The 25,749-nt window shown below is 46.5% G+C and carries 38 protein-coding genes and 2 pseudogenes; 6 read left to right on the top strand and 34 right to left on the bottom strand.

Annotated features, from left to right (window positions below):
- Positions 1-124: 124 nt before the first annotated feature.
- The 4 genes from RHOM_RS15005 to RHOM_RS15020 all read right to left on the bottom strand — a co-directional run bounded on the left by RHOM_RS15005 (position 125) and on the right by RHOM_RS15020 (position 1,589).
- Complete coding sequence (locus tag RHOM_RS15005) at positions 125-484, bottom strand: SdpI family protein (protein WP_006859274.1); 360 nt, start codon at positions 482-484, stop codon at positions 125-127.
- Between the two features lie 287 nt (positions 485-771).
- Complete coding sequence (locus tag RHOM_RS15010; RefSeq protein WP_006859273.1) at positions 772-1,074, bottom strand: DUF3847 domain-containing protein; 303 nt, start codon at positions 1,072-1,074, stop codon at positions 772-774.
- Positions 1,071-1,403, bottom strand: a complete 333-nt coding sequence (locus tag RHOM_RS15015) for a hypothetical protein (protein ID WP_006859272.1) — start codon at positions 1,401-1,403, stop codon at positions 1,071-1,073. The genes RHOM_RS15010 and RHOM_RS15015 overlap by 4 nt, the downstream gene beginning before the upstream one ends.
- Positions 1,404-1,589, bottom strand: a complete 186-nt coding sequence (locus RHOM_RS15020) for a hypothetical protein (protein WP_033118356.1) — start codon at positions 1,587-1,589, stop codon at positions 1,404-1,406. It lies immediately after the preceding gene.
- Between the two features lie 535 nt (positions 1,590-2,124).
- Between RHOM_RS15020 and RHOM_RS15025 the strand changes: the two genes are divergently transcribed.
- Positions 2,125-2,946 carry a helix-turn-helix domain-containing protein gene (locus tag RHOM_RS15025; protein ID WP_006859270.1) on the top strand — a complete coding sequence of 274 codons (822 nt, stop codon included), beginning with the start codon at positions 2,125-2,127 and terminating at the stop codon, positions 2,944-2,946.
- Positions 2,947-2,990: 44 nt separating this feature from the next.
- Here RHOM_RS15025 and RHOM_RS17160 read toward each other — a convergent pair whose 3' ends face one another.
- From RHOM_RS17160 to RHOM_RS15070, 10 genes and pseudogenes are all read right to left on the bottom strand, one after another.
- On the bottom strand, positions 2,991-3,416 hold the full coding sequence (locus tag RHOM_RS17160) for a hypothetical protein (protein ID WP_022261510.1): 426 nt from the start codon (positions 3,414-3,416) through the stop codon (positions 2,991-2,993).
- Between the two features lie 43 nt (positions 3,417-3,459).
- Entirely contained in the window at positions 3,460-3,987 is a 528-nt protein-coding gene (locus RHOM_RS15030; RefSeq protein ID WP_007884079.1) for a hypothetical protein, read from the bottom strand.
- Between the two features lie 221 nt (positions 3,988-4,208).
- Entirely contained in the window at positions 4,209-4,418 is a 210-nt protein-coding gene (locus tag RHOM_RS15035) for a helix-turn-helix domain-containing protein (RefSeq protein ID WP_015514784.1), read from the bottom strand.
- A gap of 136 nt (positions 4,419-4,554) precedes the next feature.
- Positions 4,555-4,713: a Maff2 family mobile element protein gene (locus tag RHOM_RS15040; RefSeq protein ID WP_014081135.1), complete on the bottom strand. Its 159-nt coding sequence runs from the start codon at positions 4,711-4,713 to the stop codon at positions 4,555-4,557.
- Positions 4,714-4,820: 107 nt separating this feature from the next.
- Positions 4,821-5,666: pseudogene (locus RHOM_RS15045) on the bottom strand (VirD4-like conjugal transfer protein, CD1115 family); the annotation flags it as partial.
- 75 nt (positions 5,667-5,741) lie between these two features.
- Positions 5,742-6,149, bottom strand: a complete 408-nt coding sequence (locus tag RHOM_RS15050; RefSeq protein ID WP_021652605.1) for a hypothetical protein — start codon at positions 6,147-6,149, stop codon at positions 5,742-5,744.
- A gap of 35 nt (positions 6,150-6,184) precedes the next feature.
- Positions 6,185-6,358 carry a transposon-encoded TnpW family protein gene (locus tag RHOM_RS15055; RefSeq protein ID WP_005924807.1) on the bottom strand — a complete coding sequence of 58 codons (174 nt, stop codon included), beginning with the start codon at positions 6,356-6,358 and terminating at the stop codon, positions 6,185-6,187.
- A gap of 64 nt (positions 6,359-6,422) precedes the next feature.
- The gene (locus RHOM_RS15060; protein WP_014081138.1) at positions 6,423-7,286 is read right to left on the bottom strand and encodes an ATP-binding protein; all 864 of its coding nucleotides are present in this window, start codon (positions 7,284-7,286) and stop codon (positions 6,423-6,425) included.
- Positions 7,283-8,017: a phage replisome organizer N-terminal domain-containing protein gene (locus tag RHOM_RS15065; protein WP_014081139.1), complete on the bottom strand. Its 735-nt coding sequence runs from the start codon at positions 8,015-8,017 to the stop codon at positions 7,283-7,285. The genes RHOM_RS15060 and RHOM_RS15065 overlap by 4 nt, the downstream gene beginning before the upstream one ends.
- A 113-nt stretch (positions 8,018-8,130) precedes the next feature.
- On the bottom strand, positions 8,131-8,529 hold the full coding sequence (locus RHOM_RS15070) for a cysteine-rich VLP domain-containing protein (RefSeq protein ID WP_014081140.1): 399 nt from the start codon (positions 8,527-8,529) through the stop codon (positions 8,131-8,133).
- Between the two features lie 126 nt (positions 8,530-8,655).
- Here RHOM_RS15070 and RHOM_RS15075 point away from each other — a divergent pair, with 126 nt between their 5' ends.
- Positions 8,656-8,934, top strand: coding sequence for a type II toxin-antitoxin system RelB/DinJ family antitoxin (locus tag RHOM_RS15075; protein ID WP_014081141.1), 279 nt, complete (start codon positions 8,656-8,658; stop codon positions 8,932-8,934).
- Positions 8,931-9,221 (top strand): type II toxin-antitoxin system YafQ family toxin, encoded by a 291-nt coding sequence (locus tag RHOM_RS15080; protein WP_014081142.1) that lies wholly within the window; start codon positions 8,931-8,933, stop codon positions 9,219-9,221. The genes RHOM_RS15075 and RHOM_RS15080 overlap by 4 nt, the downstream gene beginning before the upstream one ends.
- 77 nt (positions 9,222-9,298) lie before the next feature.
- Here the strand turns inward: RHOM_RS15080 and mobQ are convergent, their stop codons facing one another.
- From mobQ to RHOM_RS15105, 5 genes are all read right to left on the bottom strand, one after another.
- Positions 9,299-10,744 (bottom strand): MobQ family relaxase, encoded by a 1,446-nt coding sequence (mobQ, locus tag RHOM_RS15085; RefSeq protein WP_014081143.1) that lies wholly within the window; start codon positions 10,742-10,744, stop codon positions 9,299-9,301.
- A 214-nt stretch (positions 10,745-10,958) separates the two neighbouring features.
- Positions 10,959-11,249 (bottom strand): DUF3847 domain-containing protein, encoded by a 291-nt coding sequence (locus tag RHOM_RS15090; protein WP_014081144.1) that lies wholly within the window; start codon positions 11,247-11,249, stop codon positions 10,959-10,961.
- A 28-nt stretch (positions 11,250-11,277) separates the two neighbouring features.
- Positions 11,278-11,739, bottom strand: a complete 462-nt coding sequence (locus RHOM_RS15095) for an RNA polymerase sigma factor (protein WP_009296689.1) — start codon at positions 11,737-11,739, stop codon at positions 11,278-11,280.
- Positions 11,740-11,749: 10 nt separating this feature from the next.
- Positions 11,750-12,202: a hypothetical protein gene (locus RHOM_RS15100; protein ID WP_014081145.1), complete on the bottom strand. Its 453-nt coding sequence runs from the start codon at positions 12,200-12,202 to the stop codon at positions 11,750-11,752.
- A gap of 103 nt (positions 12,203-12,305) precedes the next feature.
- Positions 12,306-12,719, bottom strand: a complete 414-nt coding sequence (locus RHOM_RS15105) for an RNA polymerase sigma factor (RefSeq protein ID WP_014081146.1) — start codon at positions 12,717-12,719, stop codon at positions 12,306-12,308.
- Between the two features lie 375 nt (positions 12,720-13,094).
- Here RHOM_RS15105 and RHOM_RS15110 point away from each other — a divergent pair, with 375 nt between their 5' ends.
- On the top strand, positions 13,095-14,285 hold the full coding sequence (locus tag RHOM_RS15110) for an IS256 family transposase (RefSeq protein ID WP_014081147.1): 1,191 nt from the start codon (positions 13,095-13,097) through the stop codon (positions 14,283-14,285).
- Between the two features lie 252 nt (positions 14,286-14,537).
- Here the strand turns inward: RHOM_RS15110 and RHOM_RS15115 are convergent, their stop codons facing one another.
- From RHOM_RS15115 to RHOM_RS15135, 5 genes are all read right to left on the bottom strand, one after another.
- Positions 14,538-15,452 carry a sensor histidine kinase gene (locus RHOM_RS15115; protein WP_014081148.1) on the bottom strand — a complete coding sequence of 305 codons (915 nt, stop codon included), beginning with the start codon at positions 15,450-15,452 and terminating at the stop codon, positions 14,538-14,540.
- Between the two features lie 14 nt (positions 15,453-15,466).
- On the bottom strand, positions 15,467-16,273 hold the full coding sequence (locus RHOM_RS15120) for an ABC transporter permease (RefSeq protein WP_014081149.1): 807 nt from the start codon (positions 16,271-16,273) through the stop codon (positions 15,467-15,469).
- Positions 16,266-17,186 (bottom strand): ATP-binding cassette domain-containing protein, encoded by a 921-nt coding sequence (locus tag RHOM_RS15125; protein ID WP_014081150.1) that lies wholly within the window; start codon positions 17,184-17,186, stop codon positions 16,266-16,268. The genes RHOM_RS15120 and RHOM_RS15125 overlap by 8 nt, the downstream gene beginning before the upstream one ends.
- A gap of 84 nt (positions 17,187-17,270) precedes the next feature.
- Positions 17,271-17,936 carry a response regulator transcription factor gene (locus tag RHOM_RS15130; protein WP_014081151.1) on the bottom strand — a complete coding sequence of 222 codons (666 nt, stop codon included), beginning with the start codon at positions 17,934-17,936 and terminating at the stop codon, positions 17,271-17,273.
- On the bottom strand, positions 17,929-18,108 hold the full coding sequence (locus RHOM_RS15135) for a DNA-binding protein (protein WP_014081152.1): 180 nt from the start codon (positions 18,106-18,108) through the stop codon (positions 17,929-17,931). The genes RHOM_RS15130 and RHOM_RS15135 overlap by 8 nt, the downstream gene beginning before the upstream one ends.
- 144 nt (positions 18,109-18,252) lie before the next feature.
- Between RHOM_RS15135 and RHOM_RS15140 the strand changes: the two genes are divergently transcribed.
- On the top strand, positions 18,253-18,621 hold the full coding sequence (locus tag RHOM_RS15140; RefSeq protein ID WP_005933665.1) for a helix-turn-helix transcriptional regulator: 369 nt from the start codon (positions 18,253-18,255) through the stop codon (positions 18,619-18,621).
- 27 nt (positions 18,622-18,648) lie between these two features.
- On the opposite strand, the gene RHOM_RS15145 is transcribed toward RHOM_RS15140, so the two are convergent.
- The 10 genes and pseudogenes from RHOM_RS15145 to RHOM_RS17760 all read right to left on the bottom strand — a co-directional run bounded on the left by RHOM_RS15145 (position 18,649) and on the right by RHOM_RS17760 (position 25,415).
- Complete coding sequence (locus RHOM_RS15145; protein WP_004612693.1) at positions 18,649-18,948, bottom strand: hypothetical protein; 300 nt, start codon at positions 18,946-18,948, stop codon at positions 18,649-18,651.
- A 16-nt stretch (positions 18,949-18,964) separates the two neighbouring features.
- The gene (locus RHOM_RS15150) at positions 18,965-19,318 is read right to left on the bottom strand and encodes a TnpV protein (RefSeq protein WP_014081153.1); all 354 of its coding nucleotides are present in this window, start codon (positions 19,316-19,318) and stop codon (positions 18,965-18,967) included.
- 26 nt (positions 19,319-19,344) lie between these two features.
- Positions 19,345-21,225, bottom strand: coding sequence for a recombinase family protein (locus RHOM_RS18055; RefSeq protein WP_014081154.1), 1,881 nt, complete (start codon positions 21,223-21,225; stop codon positions 19,345-19,347).
- A 90-nt stretch (positions 21,226-21,315) separates the two neighbouring features.
- Positions 21,316-22,338 (bottom strand): annotated as a pseudogene (locus RHOM_RS18060) (type IV secretory system conjugative DNA transfer family protein); the annotation flags it as partial.
- The gene (locus RHOM_RS15165; protein WP_002596311.1) at positions 22,335-22,811 is read right to left on the bottom strand and encodes a PcfB family protein; all 477 of its coding nucleotides are present in this window, start codon (positions 22,809-22,811) and stop codon (positions 22,335-22,337) included. The pseudogene RHOM_RS18060 and the gene RHOM_RS15165, both read right to left, overlap by 4 nt.
- 119 nt (positions 22,812-22,930) lie before the next feature.
- The gene (locus tag RHOM_RS15170; protein WP_002596310.1) at positions 22,931-23,356 is read right to left on the bottom strand and encodes a hypothetical protein; all 426 of its coding nucleotides are present in this window, start codon (positions 23,354-23,356) and stop codon (positions 22,931-22,933) included.
- Positions 23,357-23,470: 114 nt separating this feature from the next.
- A complete protein-coding gene (locus RHOM_RS15175; protein ID WP_002596309.1) occupies positions 23,471-24,019 on the bottom strand; it encodes a hypothetical protein in 549 nt (182 codons plus the stop codon).
- A gap of 78 nt (positions 24,020-24,097) precedes the next feature.
- Positions 24,098-24,754, bottom strand: coding sequence for a hypothetical protein (locus tag RHOM_RS15180; RefSeq protein WP_044024707.1), 657 nt, complete (start codon positions 24,752-24,754; stop codon positions 24,098-24,100).
- Between the two features lie 92 nt (positions 24,755-24,846).
- The gene (locus RHOM_RS15185; protein ID WP_014081156.1) at positions 24,847-25,215 is read right to left on the bottom strand and encodes a hypothetical protein; all 369 of its coding nucleotides are present in this window, start codon (positions 25,213-25,215) and stop codon (positions 24,847-24,849) included.
- 38 nt (positions 25,216-25,253) lie between these two features.
- Positions 25,254-25,415 carry a hypothetical protein gene (locus RHOM_RS17760; RefSeq protein ID WP_002596306.1) on the bottom strand — a complete coding sequence of 54 codons (162 nt, stop codon included), beginning with the start codon at positions 25,413-25,415 and terminating at the stop codon, positions 25,254-25,256.
- Positions 25,416-25,515: 100 nt separating this feature from the next.
- On the opposite strand from RHOM_RS17760, the gene RHOM_RS15190 reads away from it, so the two are divergent.
- The gene (locus RHOM_RS15190; RefSeq protein ID WP_002596305.1) at positions 25,516-25,722 is read left to right on the top strand and encodes a helix-turn-helix domain-containing protein; all 207 of its coding nucleotides are present in this window, start codon (positions 25,516-25,518) and stop codon (positions 25,720-25,722) included.
- Positions 25,723-25,749 lie beyond the last annotated feature (27 nt).

The following is a 25,749-nucleotide window of genomic DNA, read 5'->3' on the forward strand; positions in this document are numbered from 1 at the left end:
GGGCAAAAGAAAAGCAGGAAACCGTTTCTGATTTCCTGCTTAGTGGTGTCGCTGGTAGGCGATTAGTATTCAGTTTTGAAGGTTCGGGTCAGGTTGGCTCGATGATGGAAAGCTGTCTAATAGCTTAAAAGTTTTTGTTCGCAAATTTACTTGTAATTCCAGTTTCTGTTTTATAAAATCCAAAAATCAGAAAAATAATTCCAACAACTACTCCTGCAAATACGGTAGTCTGTGTAGAAATATTAAGAAGAAGTAAGGATATACACAAAACGATTTCTACCAAACCTAATGTTTTGCCAATACCAATAAAAATATTAGGTGCTATGCTTTGTGCATAATCCCAATGCTCTTGTGACTTCCGAGATGTAGGCGTATTGTATCCGTTACCGGATGTCATATCTTTTACCGGGTGCTTCTTTAAGATATATCCTACAAAAACCATAACAAAGGGTATGATGAAATTCAAAGCAATCAATCCATACATAAAACCATCTCCTTAGATAGTGTTCGTCATTAGCTTTATTATACTACGGGCAGTCCTGTTTTGGAATAGATAAATTGTAAACTTGCTGGACGGGAACAGCTTGCAGCGCAAGGTGTTCCCGGGCGGCAAGTCCACAAAGGGGTAGCTGGCGCAGCCAGCGCAGGGGAAGTGTAGCGTCCCCTGTGATGATTGGAAGCAGCCGCAACGGTGCTGAAAATCATCCGCTTTCCGCAGGAAGCCCCCGGCAGGGCGCAACGCACCGGCTTGACCGGTGTATAGTTGCGCCCTTACTCCGTAAGGGATTCCCCGGCTACCCGCCCTTTCACGCTTTCTGCAACTATTTCCTTCATGCCACTTTGAGAAAATGCCTGTTTCAGAATGTCCATCACATCCTCGTCTGTCAGCACTTCCGGCCTTAAAAGGAAACTTTCCAGCATAGCTCCTCTGGTACAGAGCCGGTGCGTCCGTTCCTTCCGGGTAAGCTGCTTCACCTGGTGTTCCAGTATTTTTTCTTCATGCTGCGCCCGCCGCAGTCTGGCTTCGCCTTTGGCAATCTCCTGATTCAGCTTTTCCAGCTTCTCATTTATCATGGCAGCCCTCCTTTGGGAAGCAGCGTGTAAATGCGGTTTGGTTCTCCCACACCCCGGCGCACCCGCAGGATAAGCCCGATGTCCTCCAATTCTTTCAGGGAACGCTTCACAGTGACGGGGCTGCGGGAGAGGGCTGCCGCTAATTCCATGATAGGAAAACGGACAAACAAAATGCCGTTGCTATCCTCTATCCCTGCCGTAAGGGTGGTGTTCAGCAGACGGGCATACATGACTTTTGCTGTGCTGCTGATCGGCAGCCGAAGCATTGCGGCGGGTAGCGGCATACAAGGCGGCAGAACCGTGTCTGCGCTCATAAATTCAAATTCCATTTAACTGATTTTCTCCTTTCGCTTGGCTCGTTTTGACAGGTAATGGGGGCAGTCTATCACGACAGCCCGGAAACTCTGCTTGCACTTATGCTGGCACTTCCGGCACAGGTCGTTGTAGGCCACACGCCCCCGGTCATTGAGGAAGAAGGAAAGCTCCAACTTCCGTTTCTTGCTCATTCTCGGCATAGTGCCTCCTATCATAGAAAATCCGCCCATTTCAGCCGTAACAACGGGAACAGGCGGATAAAGGTTTTTGGTGTCATGTTTCGGGGCGATTTTCAAGGAAAATACGGCCATAGAGCCGCTTTGAAATGCCCCATAGTATTACGGACGGGGCAGACTACACCCCGCCGATTTGTCGTGTTTGGGTAGCGTTTTGGTATCAGTTCTGCCGGGTTGTCCTGCTGTCGTTCCTGCCCCTGAATCTCACAGCGGCGTTTCGTTCCCGTTGGTACGCTCGCTGCGGTCAAGGTTCCTCCATTTCCTTGCCGCAGGTCGTTGCGCTACATCGCCGGGGAGCATATCCCATCAGGCCGGTCATTCGATTGGAAATAATCCATCGATGAACTGACTTAATCATAGCTCATTTTTGAACCCTTTCCCGTATGTCCATAAAATAGGAAAACCGCCCCAAAATCGAAAAATTCCACGATTTCGGAACGGTATATGGTATAATAAGGAATAACAGCGGCAGCCAGCCGCAGGAAGGAGCGATGTGTTTATGAAAACCCGCATTTCCGTACAGGAACGCCTGAAAGATTTACGGGTGGAACGGGGCTTGAATCTGGAAGAACTGGCACAGGAAACCGGCATTTCAAAATCAGCCCTCGGCAGTTATGAAAACGACAACGACGAATACAAGGAAATTAACCACGGCAGCCTGTTGAAGCTGGCAGACTTCTATCAGGTGTCGGTTGACTATCTGCTCGGCCTTACCAATAATCGGAGATATGAAAACACCCCGATAGAAGAATTACATTTGAGTGATGAAGTCGTGGAACTGCTGAAAAGTGAACGCTTCAATAACCGGCTGCTGTGTGAGATTATCTCCCATGAAAAATTTAAGGAATTGCTGGCAGACGCAGAAATCTATGTGGACGGGATAGCAACCATGCACTTCCATGACACAAACAGCTCACTGGCTGCTTTACGGGCTATGGTACTGGAAGAACACCCCGAAGCTGCGGCAGACCGGGCAATCAAAGTGTTGGAAGCCTGTCAGATAGAGGAAGAAGATTTTTTCTGCCATGTGACGCACAAAACATGGGACGTCATTCTCCATGATATACGCAAGGCGCACGAAAATGACAGCGAAAGTGCGCCGGATACCACGCCTGCCGATGAACTTATACGGGAAGTACAAAAGGCCATGCAATCTCCGGGGGACAGGGTTCAGCAATTCACGGAGATATTCTGCAAGGCGTTCCGGCTCAAATACAAGCGGCTCTCACAAGAGGAACGAAGCCTTTTGAAAAAGCTGTTCAAGAAATCCCCGCTGATAAAACAGTCTGGTATGAACTTCCGGCGCAGGCCGTGGAAATAAAAACAGCCGTTGTAGGATTTTGTTCCTACAGCGGCTGTTTTTATTTATGAATCTTCTCCAACAAAAGACAGGATATTTTCATCAGTTTGTAATGTAATTGTTGCGCTTTCTGAATCATCAGAATAAACTCTTGTTCCATATACGCCTGTAACAGGCTCCTCTAAATTTTCAAAAGTTAATCCGAGTTTCGAAGAAGAATTGTCAATCTTTTCAAGCGAATATGTACCTGTCCATTCTTGTTTATGAGTGTTATCTGTTAAGATAAAACTTTTTTCTTCAAAACTCAATGTCAAATCCAATACTGGTATGTCATCATGCACTGAACCTGAGAATAACATATTACCATCTAAATCAGTAATAAATTCTAAAGACCAGTTATATGATGATACCGACCGAGTTTGGGAAGAATCACACGAACATAAGCCTACACACATAAAAAAACATACGCATATTGCCAATAACCGTTTCATTTTACCTATTACCAACCTTAATTCACAACTGTTTTGCATTTAATTAGGGAAGTGTCACAGGGTAAGAAATAGCGAAAGCTCCACCGCCTGCCAAGGCATTATTAGCGGTAGCAACACCAGAAACAGAAACCGTTCCCTTATCTCCGCTATTACCTGTTCTTCCAGTATCCACATCAGTTTCGATTGTTTCTTCACCGTCGGCTAATTCTGCAAATGCCGTATTGGTGGATTTTTTGTTCATAAGCACATTAACTGTACCAGTCATACCAGTGAACTCCGGTTTTGGAGATTCATACCACGGTACATACAACTTCACATGAACTTGAATCCCATCATCCTCATCATAAGTTGCATAAGAGTTAATACGAACATTAGCGACTGCTCTTTTGGTGACACCATCGGAAATCATAACATCGGTTAAGTATCCGTCATATTCTCCAATGACTACCGGCTGTTGAGTATCCGTTATTTCCGTTGTTGTTTCCGCTGCAAAAGCAGGAACCGCACTCACAGAAAAAAGCATACAAAACGCTACCAACGAGGTAAACAATCTTTTACTAAATTTTTTCATAAACAATGCTCCTTTCTAAAATGACCAGAACCTACATTTTTTGTATTCAGTTATTGGCAATATGCTACTAACCTGCAAGCACACTCTCAAATCATAAAATGTTTCAAATGTACTTGTTTTATTTTATGATAGCACTTATTTACATTGGGTACAATAGAAAATATACACAATTAAAATTTAATTTTTTGTGCAAATCGAATCAAATATAAAATTATATCGCTTTAGATATTGTCCTGTTCTAATTTAATCACATTCATAATACCACAATTCAAGGCTTCACAAATGCGAACCAGCGTTTCCATGCTGATATTCTTTCCCTTGCCCATGTTGGCAATCATATTTGTGGTAAGACCGGCGGCAAGCCGCAAATCCTCTTTCCTCATGCCACGCTCTTTCAGTGTGTTCCATAGTGGCTGATAACTAATGTGCATAGGCTTCCCGCCTTTCTTTCCATCGTCAAGTGTTTTATACCCATTATAGCAGAAATCTTGCGTTTCCACAATATTTCTTGACTACACCGCCGGTTCCGTCTGGATTGTGCTTTTCCTTTCTCCGCTTTTATTACATCTAATTAGCCATGAGCTGCTTGACCCCTTGTGATTTTGCCCCTGGGTTATCATTTCCGTATCCCTCAAGAAGATTGATAACGCCCCATACTGCCACGCCTGCTCCGATTGCGGTTACAACGGTCTTTAATCCTGTTACTGCTGATGTAAAAAATGCCATATTCAGTTACCTCGTTCTTTCCGAAAATTTATTTTTTGCAAAAAATAAGGAGCATTGCTTTCTATCCGCAAAACTCCTGTACCTCTGGACATCGTGTCCAAATGTTCCTATTCAGTTGTATCCGGGGAAATCTCCCCGCATTCAAAGGCTTCATCTACCTTTGTCTTTTCTGTGACCTTCAAGTGGTGCAGATGTTTCACATACTGTTCCATATCAAAGGCATTTTTCTTGTCATAATCGGACAGCTCTTTGTACCGCTTGTGCTTCGTTATATCGAATTTATCCGAGAAAAATGGTCTGACACCTCTAAGCTGCATAATACATTTCCCGCCATCCATGACAGCAATCTCATCTTGGCTCATCAGTTCCTTTCCGGTCTTTTGGTAATTCAGACCGTAGGACTGGCTCGTCCCCCTCGTATCCGAGGTGTTGTACAGGTCAATGGTTTCTTTCCCCAATACCTCTGCTAATTCCTTTAGGGTGGTCTTTTCCTTTCCTCCGAGAAACAGCGTAGTGTCGCAGTTGCCCTCTATGGTATCGGCATTGTCCCTGTAAATCGCTTTGAGCTGTGATTTTGACTGCAAAATAATAGAAGCTGATATTTCCCTGCTTCGGATCGTAGCAATCAGCTTCTCAAACTGTGGAATCTGCCCGATGTTCGCAAACTCATCAAGGAGCATACGCACATGAACCGGGAGCCTTCCGTTATAAACATCGTCTGCCTTGTCGCAAAGCAAATTAAAGAGCTGGGAATACATGATAGACACCACAAAGTTAAACGTAGCATCTGTATCAGAAATAATAACGAACAACGCTGTTTTTTCCTCTCCCAGCGTGTCAAGCTCCAGTTCATCATATTCCATCAGGTCACGCAGCTCTTTTATATCAAATGGTGCTAACCTCGCACCGCAGCTAATCAGAATCGACTTCGCTGTTTTTCCAGAGACAAATTGTCAAGGACTTTTTAATCAAATTCACAAAAAAGGTGCCAGAAGCACCGTATGGCTCCTGACACCTCGTTTAACAGCTTACATTTTTCCGTCCAGCAGGTCTTTGCAGAGATACGCATAGTCTGGCAGCTGGTTGATATATGGCTCCCAGCGCCGCTTGATTTCGGCCAATTCCAGCGGATCGGCTTCCTCCAGTGCATGATCGTTGCCCGTCATATACAAAACATCCATAGCAACATCATCCAAACACTTGCAGCAGAGATCAGCGGCAGATTCTATCCTGATACCGGTATCCACATAGACAGGATTTACGCCAATCGTCAGCCAGACATAGCCCACCTTGTCCGACCAGAGCAGTTCAAAATCAGGGCTTTGCCGCAGATGTTCCGCAAAGACTTCCTTTACTCGCTCAATTTCATGTTTCTCTTTTTCTGTGTAAAGCATTTTCGTGTCCTCCTTGACAAAAATTTTGGTGCGTACCATCATCAGTTTAGCACAAGGCGGCTTCGTTTATCAGTCTGTCACATCTGCTGAATTTCATTTTTGAGCATACGCTTGATTTTATCGCTCATGGTTTCTGTGCTGGTATTGCTGAAATGGACATGAACCTTGTAGGTCGTCTTGCCGATTTTCTTTACCATCGCCGGCGTGTTTTCCGGCGCTCTGGACGCAGTAGCGGCGTCTGCCACCTGCATAGTACGGGGTTCTTTGTTCATGGCGCTCCTTTCTCCGGGCGGGTCTGTGCCGCCCAGTAAAAAATCAGTCTTGCTTACTGTTTACAATGTCTTTTGCTGCCTGTCGGGTAGCACCGGCATTTTCTTCCCTGAAATTCTTCCCGTCAAAAAGAATCGGCGCACACCGTTCCAGAATACGGTCATAGATACGGGCGTGGGCCAGATCAGGCGGGTTTTTCAGCTCGGACAGTTTCAAGTTTGTTGTGATAATCATGGGCCTGCGGCTGCGGTAGCGGCTGTCGATGACGAAAAACATCTGCTCCATCGCATACTCGGTACTGCGCTCCACACCCAAATCGTCAATGATAAGCAGGTCGTACTCGTCAAAGCTGGCGATAAAGTCGGCCCTGTCCTCGGAAAACATTCCCGTCAGACGGTTCAGGATGGTGGGAAAGTTCGTCATCAGCACCGGCACATCCCGGTCAAGCAGGGCATTGGCGATACAACCGGCGAAAAAGGACTTGCCAGTTCCCACATCCCCAAACAGAAGCAGGCCGGTGTTGTTCCTGTATGCCTCCTTCCAGTTCTCCACGTAGGCGCGGGCCTTGTCCATCAGAGGATTTTGGCCGTTGTCGTTGGCAAAGGTGTAGTCGTACAGATAGCGGTCTTGCAGGCCCTGGGCCTTCCGGCGCTTGATGCGCTCCATGCGGCGCTGCCGTTCCTCGGCGGCCTTGCGCTGTTCCTCGGCCTCCCGCTGACACTGGCAGATACAGCGGGGCATGAAGTAGCCGGGTTTCCCAAAGCATGGCACAACGGTCTGCCTCTGGCCGCCGCACTTTTTACAGTGAATGAGGCCGTCTGCCGGGTCTATGTACTCGTCCCCGGCCAGTTCCATACCGGCGGCTGCCTTGTCGATCAGCGCCCGGATTTCTGCGGTAATCTCCATCATACGGTTTCATCCTCCTTTACGCTGTAATCACGGTTGCGGGTGGGCGGGGCCGCCTTTTTCGCGTCCTCACCGGCCCAGCGCCGGATGGTGGCGGCATGGCTCTGATACCGCTTACCGGTAGAGGCCATGTATTCGGACAGCTTTTCGATGTACTGGCCCCATACAGTGGGAAAACTGGCCTGCAAGTCTGCCAGTTCCTCGTCCGTCAGGAAAACATTCTGGTAACGGCCATAGGCGCGGGCGGAGCGTCCCTTCTCTATCTCTCTCTTTATCTCTATCTCTTTCTCTAACTCTATCTCTATCTCTGGTGGACGAATGTCGGACAAATGTCCGCCGTTTGTCCGGGGCGCGGAAAGAGCCTTGTTTTGGAGCCTCGCCGCACGCTTTCGCTCGGCCTCGGTAGAGGACTGGCCGATTAAAAGTTCGATGTTGCTCATGTAGAATGTGCCGCTGTCCAGCACCTCCACAAGACCCAGCTTCAAAAAGATCTGCAAGGCTCTCTCCACAGTGCCGATCTGCTGGCGGGTAATGGTGGCGATCATCTGCGCCGTGTAAGGAATGTCCTCGTCAAGTTGAAGCCGTCCGCCATGTTTCAGCGATTTCAGATACAGCTTGAGCAGAATGTTGGAATACAGCACACCATCCTGCATACTTTCCAGCAGCACGATGGAATCATCGTCAAAATAGTTTTCTTTGAGTTTCAGGTAATAATATTTTCGGTTGTCTGACATAGGGTTCCTCCTTGGGGTTTCTCTTGGGATTCTGCACGCATTTTAAGGCCGTTTTATGGGTCAGAGGATAAATCTATCAGCCTGCCTTTGACACCCTCGAAAAAAGCCTTGATTTACAAAGGTTTTTCAGCCCCTAAAGCGTGACATTTCTCCCGTTGTTTCCGCTTGCGCTTTGCGGCATTGATCCGCTTCATGCGTGCGGCACATTCCGGGCAGTATTTGGCTCGGTTGGAACCGGGGGTAAACAGCGCCCCACATACGGAGCATTTCTTAGCATTCAGCCGGTGGAACAGCGCCGTTTCCAGTTCCTTATCCTGCGGCAATACCGCCGCCCGAAACCACCTGCACAACAGGGAATAGGAAATGGACTGGACACAGACACATTTCTCCCCATCGTCCAGGGCGATACAGTTTCCGTCGATGTAGTTACAGCACTCATGCACCAGCCTCCGCACTCTGCGGTACTGGCGGTAATCCATGACTGGGATAGGTTCAGACTTATTGTTCTTCATAAATGATTTCTTTCATAAAGCCGGTAACCTCCTTGAATGAATTTATTGTTAAATATTCGTGCAAAGTATTGTTTTCTTCGTGCAAATGGCATATACTATAATTGCCAGCAGAAAGGGGTTGATCGTATGGCTGGAAATACCACAAACATCAGTATCCGCATGGACGCAGATTTGAAAGCGCAGGCGGACGCACTGTTTACTGAGCTTGGCATGAACCTGACTACGGCGTTTAACATCTTTGTGCGCCAGTCGCTTCGTGAAGGCGGCATTCCCTTTGAAGTAAGGCTGGAACAGCCGAACAAGGAAACGATTGCTGCCATGCTGGAAGCGGAAAGGATTGCAAAAGACCCGTCTGTAAAGGGATACAATGACCTTGACGAGTTGTTTGCCGACCTGAAAAAATGAGGAAAACAAAGTACACCGTCAAGTACACGACCGCTTTCAAAAAGGACTACAAGCGGGCAATCAAGCGCGGCCTGAAAATCGAATTGCTGGAACAGGTCGTGGCGCTGCTGTCGATGGGCGAACCGCTGCCGGATAAAAACCGCGATCACGATTTGTCCGGCGATTGGGCAGGCCATCGAGAATGTCATATTCTCCCGGACTGGCTGCTTGTCTACCGCATAGAAGAGGATGTTCTGGTGCTGACGCTGGCCCGCACCGGCACACACAGCGACTTGTTCGGCAAATAAACAGTCTGCCGCCGTATGGGGAAACCTGTACGGCGGTTTTTCTGTGTGCAAAAGTATGTCGTGAAACGCGGTAGCCCTTACCGCTCCGGCTCCCGGTCGTGAGACTTGTCCCGTTCCTGTCTGGACAGCTGCTCGGCGGTTTTGCGGAGCCGTTCCACTGCTTTCAAATCCTCCCGCATGGATTTCATGGCAAGCGTGTCCGTCTGCTTTCCAGCGGCCAGCTGGTCAATTTCCAGCTGCCATGTCTTCGGGGTGATTGCCTCGCCGTTGTCTTTCAAGTCTTTCAGATACCGGGTCGCTGCGTCATACAGAATCAGTTCCCGGCTGTGGCGCTGCTCAAACTGTTCCCGCTTTTCCGGCTTTACTTTGGCAAGCTGCTTGTGGATGGACTTGTACTGGTTGTACTGTTCCCACATCTCCCTGCGCTCGGTAAGGGTAGTGATCCGGCGCTCGGCCTTGACGATCTTTCCGCGCAGGTCATAGTAACGGCTGTTCATATCAGTGATTTTTTCATGAAGCTGCTGCATAGACTGGATGCCGTTTGCCTGCAAAAAGCTGAATAGTGCAGCGCTTTCTTGCAAAGCCCGGATTTTGCCGGTGCGGGTGCGGGGAGCGTCCAACTGCTGCTGGGCCTCCCACAAGGCGGTCAAGCTGCTTTGCTGTGTTTGTGGTTTTTCCGTTTCGGCTTTCGACCAGCGATAAAGACGGGTAATGCGGGCTTTGATTTCTTTCAGCAGCTTGTTGTCGGCGGCGATCTGCCGGTTTACTTCTCCCTTGTCGGTGCGGATGCCGCGCTTTTCCATTTGGCTGGCAGCTGGCCCCAGATGGACAGAGGGGATTTTATCAATGCCCTGCCTCCTGTAGCTGCGATGGTCAATGCGCTCCGGTCTGCCGGCAGATTCCAACGCCCGGTTGGTGCAGGCCGCCCATGCCGCCCGCCAAATCTCCACATTCCCTTTGTCGTTCCAGTCGGTGGTGTCCTCCCGGTGGTTCTTCCAGCCGCCTTTCCCGTCCGGGATACGCTGGCCGTTTTCGTCCAGGTCGTATGCCTTGCGGCACTTTGCGCCCCATGCGCCATTTTCTTTCAGGGGCCGGACGGTCAGCATGATATGAACATGGGGGTTGCCGGTTCCCTTATCATGGATAGCAAAGTCGGCACACATTCCTTTGTCTACAAAGTTGTCCTTCACATAGGCACGCACAAGGGCGAGCTGTTGTTCGCCGGACAGTTCACGGGGCAGGGCTGCTTCAATCTCGCGGGCAAGCTGGCTGTCCCTTGCTTTCTCGATTTGCTCCACGCTGTTCCAGAGGATAGATCGGTCTGCAAATTCCGGCGGGGCGTGGGCAGGCAGTATGATCTCCGCATGGACAATGCCGCCTTTCCGGGTGTAGTCGTGGGTCATTCCATCCCATTCATTTGTCAGCTTGGTTCCGCTGCGGTAAGCAGCTGCGGCAACAGCAGAACGGCCTGCGCTGCGCTTGATGATACTGACGGGGATATGACAGAAATCTATGGGGAACACCTCCTTTCAGTGAGGGCATAACAGGCTCTGTGGAGCCGGACAAACGCAAAGCGGGTGTTTGGCTGTGCAGAGCGCACAAGGGGTTTGGGGAGCGTAGCTTCCCATCGCGGACGAAGTACGCAATGCCCCCGGCAGGGCGCACAGCACCGGCAACGGTGTATAAGTGCGCCCTTGTAAACAAGGGACTTATGGCGTGCCCTTGTAAACAAGGGACTTATGGCGTGTCCCCGGATTTTGGCAGGTTTGCAGTCAATTCCGCAGCCCCCGGAAGATGGGACAGGGCAATCAGAAATGTTTTGACCTCCGCGCCGGAAAGGTCGGGAGCCAGCGGGAAAATCCCCTCCAAAACGGCTCCGCGCTCAATCAGGCGGCGGGTACGACCCCTGCGTTCTTCATTCCGCTGCTTGTTCTCTAAAATCTTCTTGCGGTTTTCAAGCTGCCGGATCTCCTTCAGGACTTTCTCCCGTTCTTCTTTTTGGGGGTGGGCTGTAATTTTTTCGTTCATGTCAGGCACCTCTTTTCTTTGGAAATACTCATAGATTGACCGTCCATTTCTGACGCGCAAAGTACCGGCGCAGCCTCCGCAGTGCAGCGTGGATGGATTTTCCCGCCTGTGATGGTGTGATACCCTCCATTGCGGCAATATCTTTCACTTTCATACCCAGCATATAGCGGGCGTGGACACGGCGAGCCTGCATAGGCGGCAGGGAAGAAATGGCTTCGTACAATCGCCGTATCAGTTCTTCGTATTCGGCTAATTCTTCTTTTTCTATCAGGTAGTCCTCCGGCGATGGCTGCGCCCAGCCGATGGCGGCATTTTCGATTCCATCGTTACAATCAAGGGAATAAAACGCCTTATACCGGAACATCTTGCGATCTCTGGCGGCCTCGGCCCTCTTATCCAGAAGAAACGCTTCGACGATCTCATCGGACACCTCCACAAAAATGTCCTCTTTGCAAAATGGATAATATTGTTTGAGATTGATGGTCTGCATAGGCACGCCCTCACTCTGTTTGAAAAAGGTCATCATAGCAGCGGCGCATATTCCGCAGCCCCCGGTGGATGGCAACGCTGACCTTACTGCTATGGATACCCTCTCTCCGGGCGATTTCCGGCTGCTTGATACCGGCAATGTAGTAGGCGTGAACACGGCGGGCCTGTGTCGGAGTGGCATGAGCCAGAGCCGCAGGCAGAGCTGCAATCAGGTGCAGGCGGGTGGTCATTTCTTCTCGTTCCAGCAAAATATCTTCCGGCGATCTGCTGTGTTCCAGTGCGTAATTTTCCAGCCAGCTGTATGCGTCCAGAGAGTAGTAGGCGCGGTGGTAGACTTTCCGACGCTCATAGTTCTCCATCTCCCGCTGGGCCTGATACATCGCTGCCCATACCTTGTCCGTAACATCCACAAACTCGTCATGCCGGTAGTGGGGATACATCCACCGCAGATTGATTGTTTTCATAGGCTTACCTCCTGAAAATTGGAGAGGCGGGCAGCTCGTCCGCTGTCCGCCCCTCGCTGAGATAAGGGAAATGATCCCTTTCACTTGGTAGCCAGAAAACAGGTCATTCGTTAAGCCTGTTCTCAAAGAAATTTATAAATTTTTTTCTGACCGCTTCCACACTTTGATAAACAGCCACTTTGGAGCAGCCGCACAGCACACCGATCTCTGCAAGGCTCAGCCCGTCAAGCGCATAGAGCAGGAACCGGCGGCGCTGGGCCTCGGTACAGGTGTCCAGAACAGCCATCAGCTCATGCAGCGTTTCCATGCGGCAAAGGTATTCCTCCGGCGTTTCGCCGTAGCCCCCTACGCCCTCGGTGGTAATGATGTACTCGTCAAACTCCCGGCCATCCCAATGCCGCCGCTGTTCATGGAACAGGTTCTCCGTTTTATGATCGGCCCGGTCAAGAAATTCATAGACTTCCAGCGTAACCTCCACGGCCACAGCTTGTCCGTTATAATTGATGGTAACTTCCATCTGCCTTTCCTCCATTCAGATTTTTTGGGTAAATCTGAATGGGGCGGCGGGGAGCGGCACCGGGGATAAAGTTCGAGCCATGCTGACCCGATGTTCCGGCTCCACAGGGACAAAAAAGCGCCCGGACGGCATAAAGCCATACGAGCGTAATAGAGTATATTTTGCTGTTTAGTTACATGGTATAGTGCATACTTCTGACCGCATTGCTCCGCTGCTGGGAACAGACTTTTTTTAGCTGGTGCAGGTCATGGGTACTGTGAAAAAGATAAGGTACAATAAGTTGCGCAAATTGAAAAGAGCAAAAAAGAAGACATAGCTTGCAGGCTCTGGTAGAATGAAGTTACCACACAAACATTCGAAAGGAGACAGCAAACTATGTCCGAGAAAATTGTACAGCTGAATGAGGAAATTATCAAGGGGCAAATCAAGGAATTGGTTCGCGGCAGCGTGGAGGAAACCCTAAACGAGCTGTTGGAAAAGGAGGCGGAGTCGCTGACGCAGGCGGCCCGCTATGAGCGCAGTGAGGCCCGTCAGGGCTACCGCAGCGGTCACTATGACCGCAATCTCACCACGACCTCCGGCGACGTCACGCTCCACGTACCCCGGCTCAAGGGCGTATCCTTCGAGACGGCCATCATCGAGCGGTATCGCCGCCGGGAGAGCAGCGTGGAGGAGGCCCTCATCGAGATGTACCTGGCAGGCGTTTCCGTGCGCCGTGTGGAGGACATCACGGAGGCGCTGTGGGGCAGCAAGGTATCGCCCGCCACCATCAGCGAGCTGAACAAGAAAGCCTACGTTCACATCGAGGACTGGCGCAACCGCCCCTTGCAGGGCGGCCACTATCCATACGTCTACGTGGACGGCATCTACCTGCGCCGCAACTGGGGCGGAGAGTACGAAAATGTAGCTGTTTTGGTGGCGATTGCCGTGAATGAGGACGGTTTTCGTGAGGTTTTGGGCGCCGCAGAGGGCATGAAGGAGGACAAGGCCAGCTGGGTCAGCTTCTTCCAGTGGCTCCGCGGACGCGGCTTGGATGGCGTGAAGCTCATCGTCGGCGACAAGTGCATGGGGATGCTGGAGGCCGTGGGCGAGGTGTTCCCGGACGCCAAATACCAGCGCTGCACGGTGCATTTCTACCGCAACGTTTTCTCCGTTGTGCCCAAATCCAAGGTCAAAATTGTGGCAAAAATGCTCAAGGCGATCCACGCCCAGGAGAGCAAAAAGGCGTCCCGCGAGAAGGCGAAGGCCGTCGTTGCCGAGCTGCGCGCCATGAAGCTGAAGGAGGCTGCCAAGAAGGTCGAGGACGGCATTGAGGAAACGCTGACCTATTGTGACTTTCCCAGCGAGCATTGGACGCGCATCCGCACCAACAATGTGATCGAGCGGCTGAACCGCGAGATCCGCCGCAGGACCCGCGTGGTGGGGACGTTCCCTGACGGAAATTCCGCCCTGATGCTGGTCTGCGCGAGGCTACGCCACGTGGCAGGGACGCAGTGGGGCTGCAAGAAATACATGAACATGAAGCACTTGGAGGCGACCATGGACGACGCCTCTATTGCCGGCTGACTTCACTCAGCCGGAGCCTGCAAACAATTTTGCGCATAAATCTTGACGGGACCGTGAAAAAAGGCAAGCATAGACACGGCGGCAATCCTCCTATATGCCGCCGTGGATTTACACGGTGTTAGGTCGTCGGGTTTCTGCTTTTCGCAAAAAGAAACGGCGGCTCTGTTTTTTCAAAGCCGCCGGAAGATAGCATAGGCGCGTTAATAGATCTGCTTTACGACGGCTTTTTTTCTTTTGCCGTCGTCCGGCAGATTATTTTTTTATGAGTAAGGGCGAAAAATCAATCGTAATCATAAAATTATGGTCATGTATTTCAATTATTGGATTTGTACAATTCATCATAAGTAATAGCTTTTTCACAATGTAAAGTCCTTGTCCAGACGTACCATTACTTCTTGAAACATCTGCTACATAAAAGCGTTCCAACAGTTTTGAATATTCTTCTGTAGGAATAGATGCAACAGGATTTTTAATACAGAGTTGTACAGAATCTGCAATATTAATTAGTTGAATTACAACATTATTTGTAGTGGATGTTACCGCATTGAATATAAGATTTTGTATAATGCGAATACACGCCTTTCTGTCAGCATTAAGATAGATGTCCATATTAGGTATTTCTATTTGGGGTTCAATTCCATTAACGCTGAAAATCGAATAATTGTCTAGCAGGATTTCAGTAAGCAATGAGCATAGCTCAACCTTTTCATAGTAAAATGGATATTGTCCTGCTTCTAAAAGAGAGATTTGATAAAAGTCATCTATGAGACGTTCTAATCTCAATGCTTTTCCGGATAATGCTGAAATATATTCCGCTCTTTTTTCATCAGGCGCACTTGATAGAAGTTGCAAATATCCGCGAATGGAAGTTAGTGGTGTCCGTAAATCATGAGAAAGGCAAGAAATATTCTCTTTTAATTCATTCTCCTTTTTTTGAATTTCGCCCAGATAAATATTATCTTTTGATACAATCTGATTTATGATTTCAACCAAATGCTCTAACCGCCTATCAGATAAAGACACTGTAACTAACTTTTTCGTTTTTCTATTCAGAATAGCATTTAGTTGGACGATTACTTTATATATCTGTATTTTCCAGTTAATTAAAGAAATTGAAAGGATAATGACCAATGCTATCAGAACAAGAAACATAATCGCCCAACCCATATTCTACCTCCCTTTTACTTGATTTCTTTTCTAATCATAATAAGACCGCCAACAATCAAAAGAGAAATGCACCCTATGAAATAGAATGGTAAATGCTCAATAATACCCATTGTGCGACAAGAGCTGAAATTCATCCAATAGTACATAGGATTTCCATATACAAAAATTTTTAAGGGTATTGAAACCGTCTCCATATCACTCCATAGCATTAAGTAAACAGACGCTCCACTGAATACATATAAGCAGCAAATCCCTGTTACAATCCCTGTATTTTGAATAACGACACATAAAAAAATAGAAATGCTTTCTAATGCTAATAAAACCGTTCCGCAAGCAAGAGCCCATCCCAAAAGGTTTATTACTTCACTCGCAGTTGGAATGTAACCGGATTGTATGATTTCAATAACGAAAAATGTAGCTACAAAAATCAGATACGTTATCAGAGACACCACCAATATTGTAATCGCTTTGGTGTAGTAGAGAATAGTTCGTTTAGTGCCGTATGCAACAGATAATTTGATTGTACCCGTATTATATTCTTTTGTAAAAAATATGGTTGCAAATAAAATGCCAATAATCCAGAAAAAGGCTGTATATGCAAGAGATGAGCGGGCAACAGTTTGAAACGTTGGTATTTCACTAGATAGATAACACTTAGCTTGAAATCCGATTACACTTTCTGTTCCATCTCCGGCTCCAAAAAAAGTCATGTCACCAAGTGCAAAAGAGACCATTATAACCGCCGCACATACGCCTAATATAGTTATCAATATCTTTGAGTGACGCAATTTATAAAATTCAGCTTTAAAATGGTTAATCATTTTGGCACCCTCCTATCAAATTAGTGTAATAAGTTTCAAGACTATCTCCAGATTGTGCTAACTGGTAAATCGTAATGTTATTTGCACTTAGCAACGCTGATACTTTTCCGGCATTTTCAACATAATCATATAGATGAATACTTTTGTCTGGCATAACAGTAAAATTTGAAGTATTCAGTTTGCTTTCCAATAAAACACTAGCAGCAGCTACATCATTCACTTGCAACAACAAATGCTTTTTGCAGCGTTTGTCTAACTCTGTAGCGGTAATTTCCTGTAAAAGTTTCCCCTCATGTAAGATACCATATCTATTTGCTAATTGATGAAGTTCCGTGAGAATGTGACTTGAAATCAAAATAGTGATTCCACGTTCTTTATTTAGTCTTTTGAGTAAGTTTCTTAATTCGATAATTCCAGTAGGGTCTAGTCCGTTAATTGGTTCATCTAGTACGAGAAATTCAGGATTCCCAAGCAAAGCGATTGCGAGAGCTAGTCTCTGCCGCATACCCAAAGAGAAATCTTTTGCTTTTTTCTTTCCGGTATCTTTCAAACCAACTAATGCTAAAGCATTATCAATGCAACCTTTTCCTGGAATACCGCGTTGCAAACGTTGTACCTCCAAATTTTCATAGGCTGTCATATCAAGATAAAGAGAAGGGCTCTCAATAATACAGCCAATGCGATCACGCTGCTTTGCAAGTTTCTTATTGCTTTCACCGAATAAAGCAATTTTGCCAGTAGTAGGTTCCGCCAGTCCGGTTAGTAAACGAATCATTGTTGTTTTACCGGCACCGTTTTCTCCGATAAACCCATAAATATCTCCTTGCATTACAGACATAGATACTTGATTTAGGGCTAGTGTATTGCGATACTTTTTTGTGATGTTGATAGCTTCAAAAACTGTTACGTTCATATTTTCACAGCTCCTTTCTTGTTATTTAGTATCGCAGACAATTCCTTGAATAATCTAAAGGTAAAGCTAAAGATTATCTAAAGCTCACTTTGCAAATCGGTAACCCAAGCCCCATATGGTCTTAATTCGGCAGCCTTCGCCCTTTAATTTTTTTCGTAAGTTACTTATATGTGTGTTAATGACATCATTATCCCTTGCAAATGGTTCTTGCCAAATACTTTCATAAAGATTTTGCTTAGAAAAAACTTTATCAGGATATTTCGCCAGTAGTTCTACAAGTTGATACTCTTTTGCTGTAAGCACAATAATTTCGTCTGCAACAGTAACTATTTTTGAAGATGTATTAATGGAAAGTTCTCCAAAGGTCAAACAAAGATTGGGAGTATCTTTTTGACTTCTTAGCAAATTGCGTTCAATTCGCGCTAGTAATTCGTCCAAATCAAACGGCTTTGTTAAATAGTCATCAGCACCCAAGCGTAGCAGTTCGACTTTGTTGAATGTTAAACTTTTTGCAGAAACAACAATTACAGGTACGTCTGAAAATTTTCTGATATTTCTAATTAACTCATCTCCACTGATAAAAGGAAGCATTAAATCTAAAATAATTAAATCCGGGGATAATTCTTTTATACGTTCAATCGCATTTGCACCAGTAAGTGTGAAGAAGACTTGATAATTGTACTTTTCCAGATGGTCTTTTATCATAACGCAAATTTCTTTATCATCTTCGATAATTAAAACATTATTCATGTTGAAACTCCTTTCTGCGTCTATCAGTCGGCTTTTCCGCGTCCTTTGGGATCAGCCAAACACCAGCCATATTCACAGCGCCGGAGATACGCCCACCAGCGCAATAATAATTTGCACTACGAGGTGTCACGCCCCACTTTTCGGCGGCCTCTTTCAATGTCATATAGTCCATTTCGCACCTCCACAGAGTACATTATAGTTCTCTTTTTCGAACAATGCAAGAAACGGGATATGAATTATAAACTTCAACCAACCTGCATATAGCAACATTCCACGGGTGAAGTATGAATTATACAATGTAACTGGGTGATGTTATATGGCGAAAGTTGAAGATTGTCCCGGTTTTGAAACCTTCGGCGCAGATGTCAAAGCTGCACGAGAGGCAAAGCGTCTGGCACGAAAAACATTGGCAGAAATGGTTGGGATTGAATGGCGGTATCTTGCCAACATTGAGAATCAAGGTGCGATTCCGAGCCTGCCTGTGATGATCCAGTTGATTAAGGTCTGCGGACTTCCCGTGGAACGGTATTTTAACCCGGAGATTATGCGAGAAGAAAGCGAACAGCGGCAACGGGTCAGCCACAAGCTGAAGCTTTGCCCTGAAGAATACCTGCCGATTATCGAAGGTGCCATAGACGGGGCGCTCAAAATGGAACAGACTGCGAAGCAGAAGGAGGACGCATAATCGCGGCCTCCTTCTGGCATTTCTATATCAAGGTTCCCGGCACTTTTCCAAAAGTTCCCGACACCTCTGCTGGATTTCTCCGGTTTCTGTCACAGTCAGGTCACGGTCATTTCCAGTAATCTTATCTTCCAGAAAGTTGGCGTATGTACCCAACAAAGCGTTCCGTAAATCCTCCGGGGTTTTCTGTATTTCTGCGCTGTACCAGTCATTCCGGTGGGGTTCCCATGCCATCAATGTATAACCGTGGCTGGTCTGAACCACCTCATACAGTGGATCATCATCCAGATATGCCTGAAACACTTTCAAAATCTTTTCAAAGGTCAGCATTTCCCGCACCTCCCATTCAGCTGCAAATCAGTTCCCTGATTAAAATTTCCTCAATCTGTGCCGTTAATGTGTTCATCAGCCCCACCCAACGCATAGGGTCACAGGCTTTCAGTTCTTCCGTGACACCCGCAGTCTCCATCATGTGAGGCAACATGGTGTCCACGCGCTCCTGTGCTGTCCGCTCAATCTCTAACAGGTGTGGATACAGCTTCTCGCTCATCAGCAGATGGTTGTAGAGAATGGGGCGATGTTCCTTTAGGTAGGATTTTCGCATTCTGCCGTACTTGCCGATAGAAGTTTCCGGCTGTTCAGAAAGTTTTAGGTTGGGTATATCATAATCTCCACAACGAATGTAAGTCAACTTACTCATATTCATTCTCCTTTGCTTCGTGATGATTAGACTGCTGCGCTGGCTGCTATGCTGCCTTTGCGTGGTTCTTCTTTTGGCAGCTGTCCGACAGTAGAAAAAACGCCTTTTTTCATATCCTCAGCCCGGATCAGGGCTTTCTTAGCGTCCATTTCCGCTTTTTTCTTCGCCTTGATTTTGTCCTCATACTGTTTCTGTGCGCCGCTGGCTTTCCGCCTCAAATAATTCTGATGAAGCCTGTCCTTACGTTCTTCTTTTTTCTGCAGTTCTTCCTGCTCCTCCGGTGTTAAAGGAACCGGCTGTAAGGATGGTGGGATATAGCGCCCTAAAAAATTGAAGTAGATTTCAATTTCCTGCGTGGTGTCCTGGCTGCCTTTTCGGGCGCGTTCGTGGACAAGGATTTTCTCTACAAACTCGTTGAGCATGGTGTTTGTCAGAGTGTCAAAATTCTCATACTTATCAATCAGGGCTATAAATTTCTCTGCGGATTTCTGGCTCTGCTCATAGCCGGTAACAGCCTTTTCCAGCTCCGCAATTTCAATCTCAAGTGCGTCCTGCTCTTTGGCATACTGTGCATCAAGCGCCCTATATCGTGCATCCGGCAGCTTGCCGAGGGCATTGTCCTCATAGATTTTGCAAATCAGTTTTTCCAGTTCTCCGGCTCTCTTTTGAGCAGCAGCCAGACGCCTGCGCTTTTTCGATATATCGGCACTCTGTTGAGCAACCTGCGTTTCCTGAACGGTGTGAATAAATTCCGTCCGGTCATTTCTGGAATATTCAGCGATAGCCCGGAGCGTATCAGAAACCAATGTCAGAACAGCACTCTCATTGATACGGTGTTGTGTAGGGCATAGTGTCCCACACGGAACTTTGGTATAATTGGAACAGGTATATTGAGAAATCCGCCTGCCATTGTTGGTACGGTGGACATACATCTTGCCGCCACAATCGGCACAATAGAGCAAGCCTGTGAGGGGAGCCGCTTCGCCCCAGCCGTTTGGATAACGCCGTACATTGCTGCGGATTTTCTGCGTCAAATCAAAGGTCTGCTTGTCGATAATGGCTTCATGGGTATTCTCAAAGATCGTCCATTCGTCCTCAGAAACATAGTGGCTTTTCTTGTCCTTAAAGTGTTTGCGGGTCTTGAAATTGATGGTATGCCCTAAATACTCTCGTTTTTTCAAAATGTTCACGATGGTAGATGATCCCCATCCATAGGGGTCTTTGACCGGCTTTGAACGATTCACACCCTCGTTGAAGCGGGCAAGGTGTACGACAGGAATTTCAATCCGGTCTGTGGATAATTTGCAGGCGATCTGGTAAGGCCCATATCCCTCCAGCGTGAGGGAGAATATACGGCGTACCACTTCGGCGGCTTCCTCATCTACCAGCCAATGCTCCCGTTTTTCGTCCCATAAGTAGCCGTAAATCACAGTGCCGGTCAGGTGCTTGCCACTCATGCCTTTGGACTTAAACACAGAGCGGATTTTCCGGCTGGTATCACGGGCGTAAAATTCATTCATAATGTTGCGGAACGGGGTAAAATCGTCATCGCCTTTCAGACTGTCCACACCGTCGTTGATGGCAATTAGACGAATGCCTCGCTGCCGCAAAACCTCCATAACCTGACCGACCTTCAGATAGTCACGCCCCAACCGGCTCATGTCCTTGATGACGATTGCCTCTACACGCCCTGCCTCCACTTCCTCCATCATCGCCAAAAATCCGGGGCGGTCAAACCGGGTGCCTGAGATACCATCATCGGTAAAGTGCGTAGGGTTGGGCAGCCCATTCCGGCGGGCAAAATCCTCTAACATCTGTTTTTGGTTGGATATGGAGTTGCTCTCGCCCTGTAACTCATCGTCCCGGCTCAGGCGCTCGTACAGTGGGGTAATTTTTTCATTTCTCATGGCTGTACCTCCTGAAACAAAAATGCTCTAAGTGATTGCTTCACTAACCATGACAAAATCATGATTAAGAAGTCACTTAGAGCATATATCACCTGCCGCAAGCTTATATTTCTTATACTGCCTTACAGCAAAATGGTTCGGGTCTTTTTCCTCCAGCTCCTCAAAGAGCAGATCAACAGCATTTTTGAAGTTTTCATCGTCCTCTCTTGCTTCACTTGCATCAATCATATCAATCAGCATGGCAAAATTCTGTTCTTCCTCCGGTGCTTCGTACCAGATGTATGCAATCAATGCTGTATAATAGAGTTTTTCTGCTTTGACCCAAAAGTCCTCACCGGATTGCTGCCCCTCTCCTTTTGTGTTGACTATGATTGTGTTGACGAGTTTCAAAATGTCCTTTTCGCTCCGCAGATAAGCAAATGGATTATAATGCATGGATTTTGCAAAGTTTATGGTGTTGAGGACTTTAATCTTATACTTGCCCCGCTTCAGCATCTTCCCACATTCCACTAAGATTGTGCCTTTCGGGTCAGTGACGCAATAGGACGAGTGCATCTGCATCAGGTTCGGCTTCACGAAAAATCTTGTTTTACCGGAGCCGGAACCGCCAATCACAAGAATATTTTTATTTCTTGCATACTTCGGTTCTTTCGGTCTGCCGGACATCATCAGACGCTCCGTAGCGGTCAGAAGAATATTATTTTCAAATACAGAATCCATATATGGCTCTATATCTTTGGCATTCCCCCACCGTGCAGAACCGTATTCCACACCCTGCCGGAATTTCTTGGCATTCTTCGCCTTATAATAAACAATGAATTTTAAGGCAACGCCTCCGGCGATTCCAATCAGCAAATCACTCAGAAAAAAACTGGGGAACGGATTGGAAAACATCCTGTCCATTTGGCTCATTACTACCATCATCTTGTCAGACGCATTACTGCCCTCTGCCACTCTCCATAAAAATGCTGCCTTATTACAGAAGTACCCGGCAAGCACATAGGGAAGATTCAGCAGTATCAGCTTTTTAACATCTGCACTTTTTGCTTTTTCCTTCAGCTTTTTGGGGACAGCTTTTAAATCTTTGGTAATGCCTGCTATGATATTAGTCATAGGCTCTGCCCCCTGTCCTTATTCTTTTCCCGGCTCCGTTCTTTGTTCTGATCCTTTGATACCACATCCCGGAAATGCTTTAATTTCTGCCTTACAGAAGTCCTACTGTTCTTTTTCTCATTTCCATAAACAAATTCCTTAAATGCCTGTGCCACAGCATCGGCATCCCTGCCCTTGAAAAATACCAGATACTTCGGTGGCTCGGTGGTCTTATCCTTTTTCACAGCAAAATCAACATTGTATTTACGAGCTACCCGCTCAAAGGATTTGATATTGCCATCTGTGATTTCAATGGATGAAGCACCTGCACCCTCGCCCACCAGTTCCTTAACCGACACTTTCCCATGCGTTTTCTGTGCCTGTTTTCTGCAATGATTCAGATACATTCTCATGGCAGATTTCAGGATATTGGCATCCAGCTTTGCAGCCTTAATCACAAGGGCGATTGTTTTCTGCGTTACTTCTTCCTGCATCTGTACCTCCTTCTTTCCTTTTTACTGCTGTTCCTTCAGGGCGGAACAAGCAGCCGATGTAGTAAATATTTCATGTTCTCTCCTTTCCGCTTCTGGACATCGTGTCCAAAAATTCTGATTTACAGGCAGCCTGCTCTGATACAGTCCTCGTACTCCCTTAATGCTTCCTCTGTATCTGCATCCACAGATAACTGGATACGAACAAAATCATGCAGCGTTCCCGCTAAAAGAAAATCCTTATAAAGCCGCCCAAAATCCTCAACAAACTTCTTTATCAAATGTTCCGGATCATCTCCAGCATGATATTGTACATAAATCTGACTTCTGCCTGTGTTTCCCAGCATATCCGTCAACTGATACGTCAGCTCTCCTGTCTGCTTGACCGAAATCTGAATCAGATTGTAATTCTTTCTCAATTTAAAATAGCTACTATGATACTCCGACGTTATTGTGATGTTTGGATTTTCTTCCAGTTCCATCACAACATCTGCCAGTTTTCCCAATAACGCTGCGGCTGCTTTTTTCTGAAATTCTCTCTTTTTCATTTCATCTGACCTCCATCCGGCTTCTGGACATCGTGTCCAAAAGCAATAAAAAAGGGCAGCTACAAATCTTTCGACTCATAACTGCCCTGACGCTGTTTTCTGTTTTTCCATGCCCTATTCCTTATATCGAATGACAGGGCACTGTTTTTGTTTATTTCCTATTTTTCTCCGCTCCAAGGCAAACACCATATCTCCGGTTCGCTCAAAAAAGCCGATGTCCTTTTTCCAGCTCATTCCACATTTGCAATGCTGCAAACCAATAAACTGCTGTTTCATTCTCCTGCCGCATACCGGACACCGCTTATTACTGCTTCCCTTTTTCTTTTTCGGCACATCCTCCTTTTTCTCCTTCGGCGGCTTTTCTTCCGGTATCCCATTTTCCGCAATACGAAGCTCATATCGTGGCAATTTTAAAAGATATGCTCGGTAAACCTCTTCATACGGAACCCAGATTGCAAGAGATTTCAGTTTTTCATAAATCCGGTCAATAATCTGCTTTGCTACCTCCTCATTTGGTATCTCTCCATTTTCCTTATAGAAAATGCAGGTTTCCCGAAACATCCAGTCTGCTATTTTCATCTTCTGCTTCTGTTTTAAATCCTTATAGGTCTTATTCGGCTGTTTCTGCTGTTTATATGCCAGTGAATGATGATTTGGTTTCATACAATCCCTCTTTCGGACAAATTCTGTTCAAAGCCATTATAACAAAATTTATGCCTGTATCAAATATTTCCGGTACATTTATTTCAACAGCATAACCGTACACATCTGTGCATGGAACAGACCATTCTCCACCGTAACATTATCAAGCAGCAATGCCTGAAACAACACATTCCTCACATTTTCAAGACTGACGATTTTCTGTTCATTCTCCGGCAGATGTACAAACTCCACACCGTCCTCCACAGCAGATTTTCTTGCGGCTTCACAATGAGTAAAAAGTCCCAGAATATACTTATTTGACATGGCAAAAGCATAGGTTTTCTGTCCATCATATACAATCTGGTCCTTCTCCGCTGCTCCTTCCGGCAGACTGAAAACGCACTGCACTATTTCTAAACAAACCTTACCTGCATAGTCCGGTTTCAGTTTATTTTTATAGCGTTGTATTTTCCACTGGATTTCACTACGCTCCACAGGGGAATGGGTACGCTTAAACTGAATTTTCCGGCACAACATATCCAAATCCATATACACGTTATTTCCTACAAGATGCTCCGTATATCCTCGATATTCCCCCAACCGCAACAAATACGAAAGCACCTCATTCAGCTTTTCCTCTGATTCTATGAACTGAAACGGTTTTTCTCCAAATTCCAGATATTCAAACTGTAATGGGCAGCTCCCTTTCTCTATCTCCCGTTCCATAACTCTTTTTACATCTCGTAATGATTCCATTTTGCTCCTTTCCGCTTCTGGACATCGTGTCCAAAAGCAAAAAAAAAAGGGCAGCTACAAATCTTTCAATTCATAACTGCCCTGACGCTGTTTTATTTCAGTTCTATTTCTGCCATTTTTGCAAATACTGCTTTTTGCTCTAAAAGCTCTTTCTGTTTTTCCTCCGGCAGACATTTGAAGATTTCCTCATATCCCATTTCCAGCATCGGCGTTCCCTTTGCGAAGAGATAGAGCCGGGTATCAAGCCATTCCTGCCATAAGTCCTCAAACATACTCTCACTGTCTGTATAGGTTATAACATCATTAAATCCATACTCCGGTGTGTAATATTGCAGCTTCACAAAACCGTACCGTCCTACATCCAATACCAAAATGCTTTCCAGCTCATACAGTTCTGCATAGGCTGCGGCAACCTTTTTGCACCGTTCCCGTTCTATGTCTGTAATGTAACTTTTCTCCACAGTTGCAAACCTCCTGTTTCGAGGCATCGTGCTGCCTCTTATTCAATCTTCCGTGTTTCTATTTCAAAAACACTTCCGTCCCTTGTTTTTATTGTAAAAATATTTGCGGCATCAGAGGTATCTATATCCTCAATCCCTAAAGCCACATCATTTTCATCTAATACTTCGTATAGCTGATCCTTAAACTCATTATGTTCCATAACTTTTTTACTCTCCTTGTATGTTTTATGGTGCGTACACGCACCATATTATTATATGTTTCATGCACTTAGAATACAAGTGTGGAAAGGAGCTTTCAGTATGATTAAATACGATCCGCTTTGGCGTACGCTAAAGGAAAAAGGAATCAGCCAGTACCAGCTTATCAAAGATTATGGCATTGATAAAGCACAGCTTCAGCGGCTTCGGCAGAACCTTGTTGTAAAAACGCTTATTTTAAACAGGCTTTGCCAGATACTTAACTGCCGGATTGAAGAGATTATGGAATACGTCCCGGATGATAATTAAAGGTGTTGTTCTGATTGATGAACAATG

The sequence above is a fragment of the Roseburia hominis A2-183 genome, from assembly GCF_000225345.1.
Lineage (GTDB): Bacteria > Bacillota > Clostridia > Lachnospirales > Lachnospiraceae > Roseburia > Roseburia hominis.

Coding starts and splice junctions, on each gene's coding strand:
- RHOM_RS15005 (WP_006859274.1), bottom strand. CDS start 484: ATGTATGGATTGATTGCTTTGAATTTCATCATACCCTTTGTTATGGTT.
- RHOM_RS15010 (WP_006859273.1), bottom strand. CDS start 1,074: ATGATAAATGAGAAGCTGGAAAAGCTGAATCAGGAGATTGCCAAAGGC.
- RHOM_RS15015 (WP_006859272.1), bottom strand. CDS start 1,403: ATGGAATTTGAATTTATGAGCGCAGACACGGTTCTGCCGCCTTGTATG.
- RHOM_RS15020 (WP_033118356.1), bottom strand. CDS start 1,589: ATGCCGAGAATGAGCAAGAAACGGAAGTTGGAGCTTTCCTTCTTCCTC.
- RHOM_RS15025 (WP_006859270.1), top strand. CDS start 2,125: ATGAAAACCCGCATTTCCGTACAGGAACGCCTGAAAGATTTACGGGTG.
- RHOM_RS17160 (WP_022261510.1), bottom strand. CDS start 3,416: ATGAAACGGTTATTGGCAATATGCGTATGTTTTTTTATGTGTGTAGGC.
- RHOM_RS15030 (WP_007884079.1), bottom strand. CDS start 3,987: ATGAAAAAATTTAGTAAAAGATTGTTTACCTCGTTGGTAGCGTTTTGT.
- RHOM_RS15035 (WP_015514784.1), bottom strand. CDS start 4,418: ATGCACATTAGTTATCAGCCACTATGGAACACACTGAAAGAGCGTGGC.
- RHOM_RS15040 (WP_014081135.1), bottom strand. CDS start 4,713: ATGGCATTTTTTACATCAGCAGTAACAGGATTAAAGACCGTTGTAACC.
- RHOM_RS15050 (WP_021652605.1), bottom strand. CDS start 6,149: ATGATGGTACGCACCAAAATTTTTGTCAAGGAGGACACGAAAATGCTT.
- RHOM_RS15055 (WP_005924807.1), bottom strand. CDS start 6,358: ATGCAGGTGGCAGACGCCGCTACTGCGTCCAGAGCGCCGGAAAACACG.
- RHOM_RS15060 (WP_014081138.1), bottom strand. CDS start 7,286: ATGATGGAGATTACCGCAGAAATCCGGGCGCTGATCGACAAGGCAGCC.
- RHOM_RS15065 (WP_014081139.1), bottom strand. CDS start 8,017: ATGTCAGACAACCGAAAATATTATTACCTGAAACTCAAAGAAAACTAT.
- RHOM_RS15070 (WP_014081140.1), bottom strand. CDS start 8,529: ATGAAGAACAATAAGTCTGAACCTATCCCAGTCATGGATTACCGCCAG.
- RHOM_RS15075 (WP_014081141.1), top strand. CDS start 8,656: ATGGCTGGAAATACCACAAACATCAGTATCCGCATGGACGCAGATTTG.
- RHOM_RS15080 (WP_014081142.1), top strand. CDS start 8,931: ATGAGGAAAACAAAGTACACCGTCAAGTACACGACCGCTTTCAAAAAG.
- RHOM_RS15090 (WP_014081144.1), bottom strand. CDS start 11,249: ATGAACGAAAAAATTACAGCCCACCCCCAAAAAGAAGAACGGGAGAAA.
- RHOM_RS15095 (WP_009296689.1), bottom strand. CDS start 11,739: ATGCAGACCATCAATCTCAAACAATATTATCCATTTTGCAAAGAGGAC.
- RHOM_RS15100 (WP_014081145.1), bottom strand. CDS start 12,202: ATGAAAACAATCAATCTGCGGTGGATGTATCCCCACTACCGGCATGAC.
- RHOM_RS15105 (WP_014081146.1), bottom strand. CDS start 12,719: ATGGAAGTTACCATCAATTATAACGGACAAGCTGTGGCCGTGGAGGTT.
- RHOM_RS15110 (WP_014081147.1), top strand. CDS start 13,095: ATGTCCGAGAAAATTGTACAGCTGAATGAGGAAATTATCAAGGGGCAA.
- RHOM_RS15115 (WP_014081148.1), bottom strand. CDS start 15,452: ATGGGTTGGGCGATTATGTTTCTTGTTCTGATAGCATTGGTCATTATC.
- RHOM_RS15120 (WP_014081149.1), bottom strand. CDS start 16,273: ATGATTAACCATTTTAAAGCTGAATTTTATAAATTGCGTCACTCAAAG.
- RHOM_RS15125 (WP_014081150.1), bottom strand. CDS start 17,186: ATGAACGTAACAGTTTTTGAAGCTATCAACATCACAAAAAAGTATCGC.
- RHOM_RS15130 (WP_014081151.1), bottom strand. CDS start 17,936: ATGAATAATGTTTTAATTATCGAAGATGATAAAGAAATTTGCGTTATG.
- RHOM_RS15135 (WP_014081152.1), bottom strand. CDS start 18,108: ATGGACTATATGACATTGAAAGAGGCCGCCGAAAAGTGGGGCGTGACA.
- RHOM_RS15140 (WP_005933665.1), top strand. CDS start 18,253: ATGGCGAAAGTTGAAGATTGTCCCGGTTTTGAAACCTTCGGCGCAGAT.
- RHOM_RS15145 (WP_004612693.1), bottom strand. CDS start 18,948: ATGCTGACCTTTGAAAAGATTTTGAAAGTGTTTCAGGCATATCTGGAT.
- RHOM_RS15150 (WP_014081153.1), bottom strand. CDS start 19,318: ATGAGTAAGTTGACTTACATTCGTTGTGGAGATTATGATATACCCAAC.
- RHOM_RS18055 (WP_014081154.1), bottom strand. CDS start 21,225: ATGAGAAATGAAAAAATTACCCCACTGTACGAGCGCCTGAGCCGGGAC.
- RHOM_RS15165 (WP_002596311.1), bottom strand. CDS start 22,811: ATGCAGGAAGAAGTAACGCAGAAAACAATCGCCCTTGTGATTAAGGCT.
- RHOM_RS15170 (WP_002596310.1), bottom strand. CDS start 23,356: ATGAAAAAGAGAGAATTTCAGAAAAAAGCAGCCGCAGCGTTATTGGGA.
- RHOM_RS15175 (WP_002596309.1), bottom strand. CDS start 24,019: ATGAAACCAAATCATCATTCACTGGCATATAAACAGCAGAAACAGCCG.
- RHOM_RS15180 (WP_044024707.1), bottom strand. CDS start 24,754: ATGGAATCATTACGAGATGTAAAAAGAGTTATGGAACGGGAGATAGAG.
- RHOM_RS17760 (WP_002596306.1), bottom strand. CDS start 25,415: ATGGAACATAATGAGTTTAAGGATCAGCTATACGAAGTATTAGATGAA.
- RHOM_RS15190 (WP_002596305.1), top strand. CDS start 25,516: ATGATTAAATACGATCCGCTTTGGCGTACGCTAAAGGAAAAAGGAATC.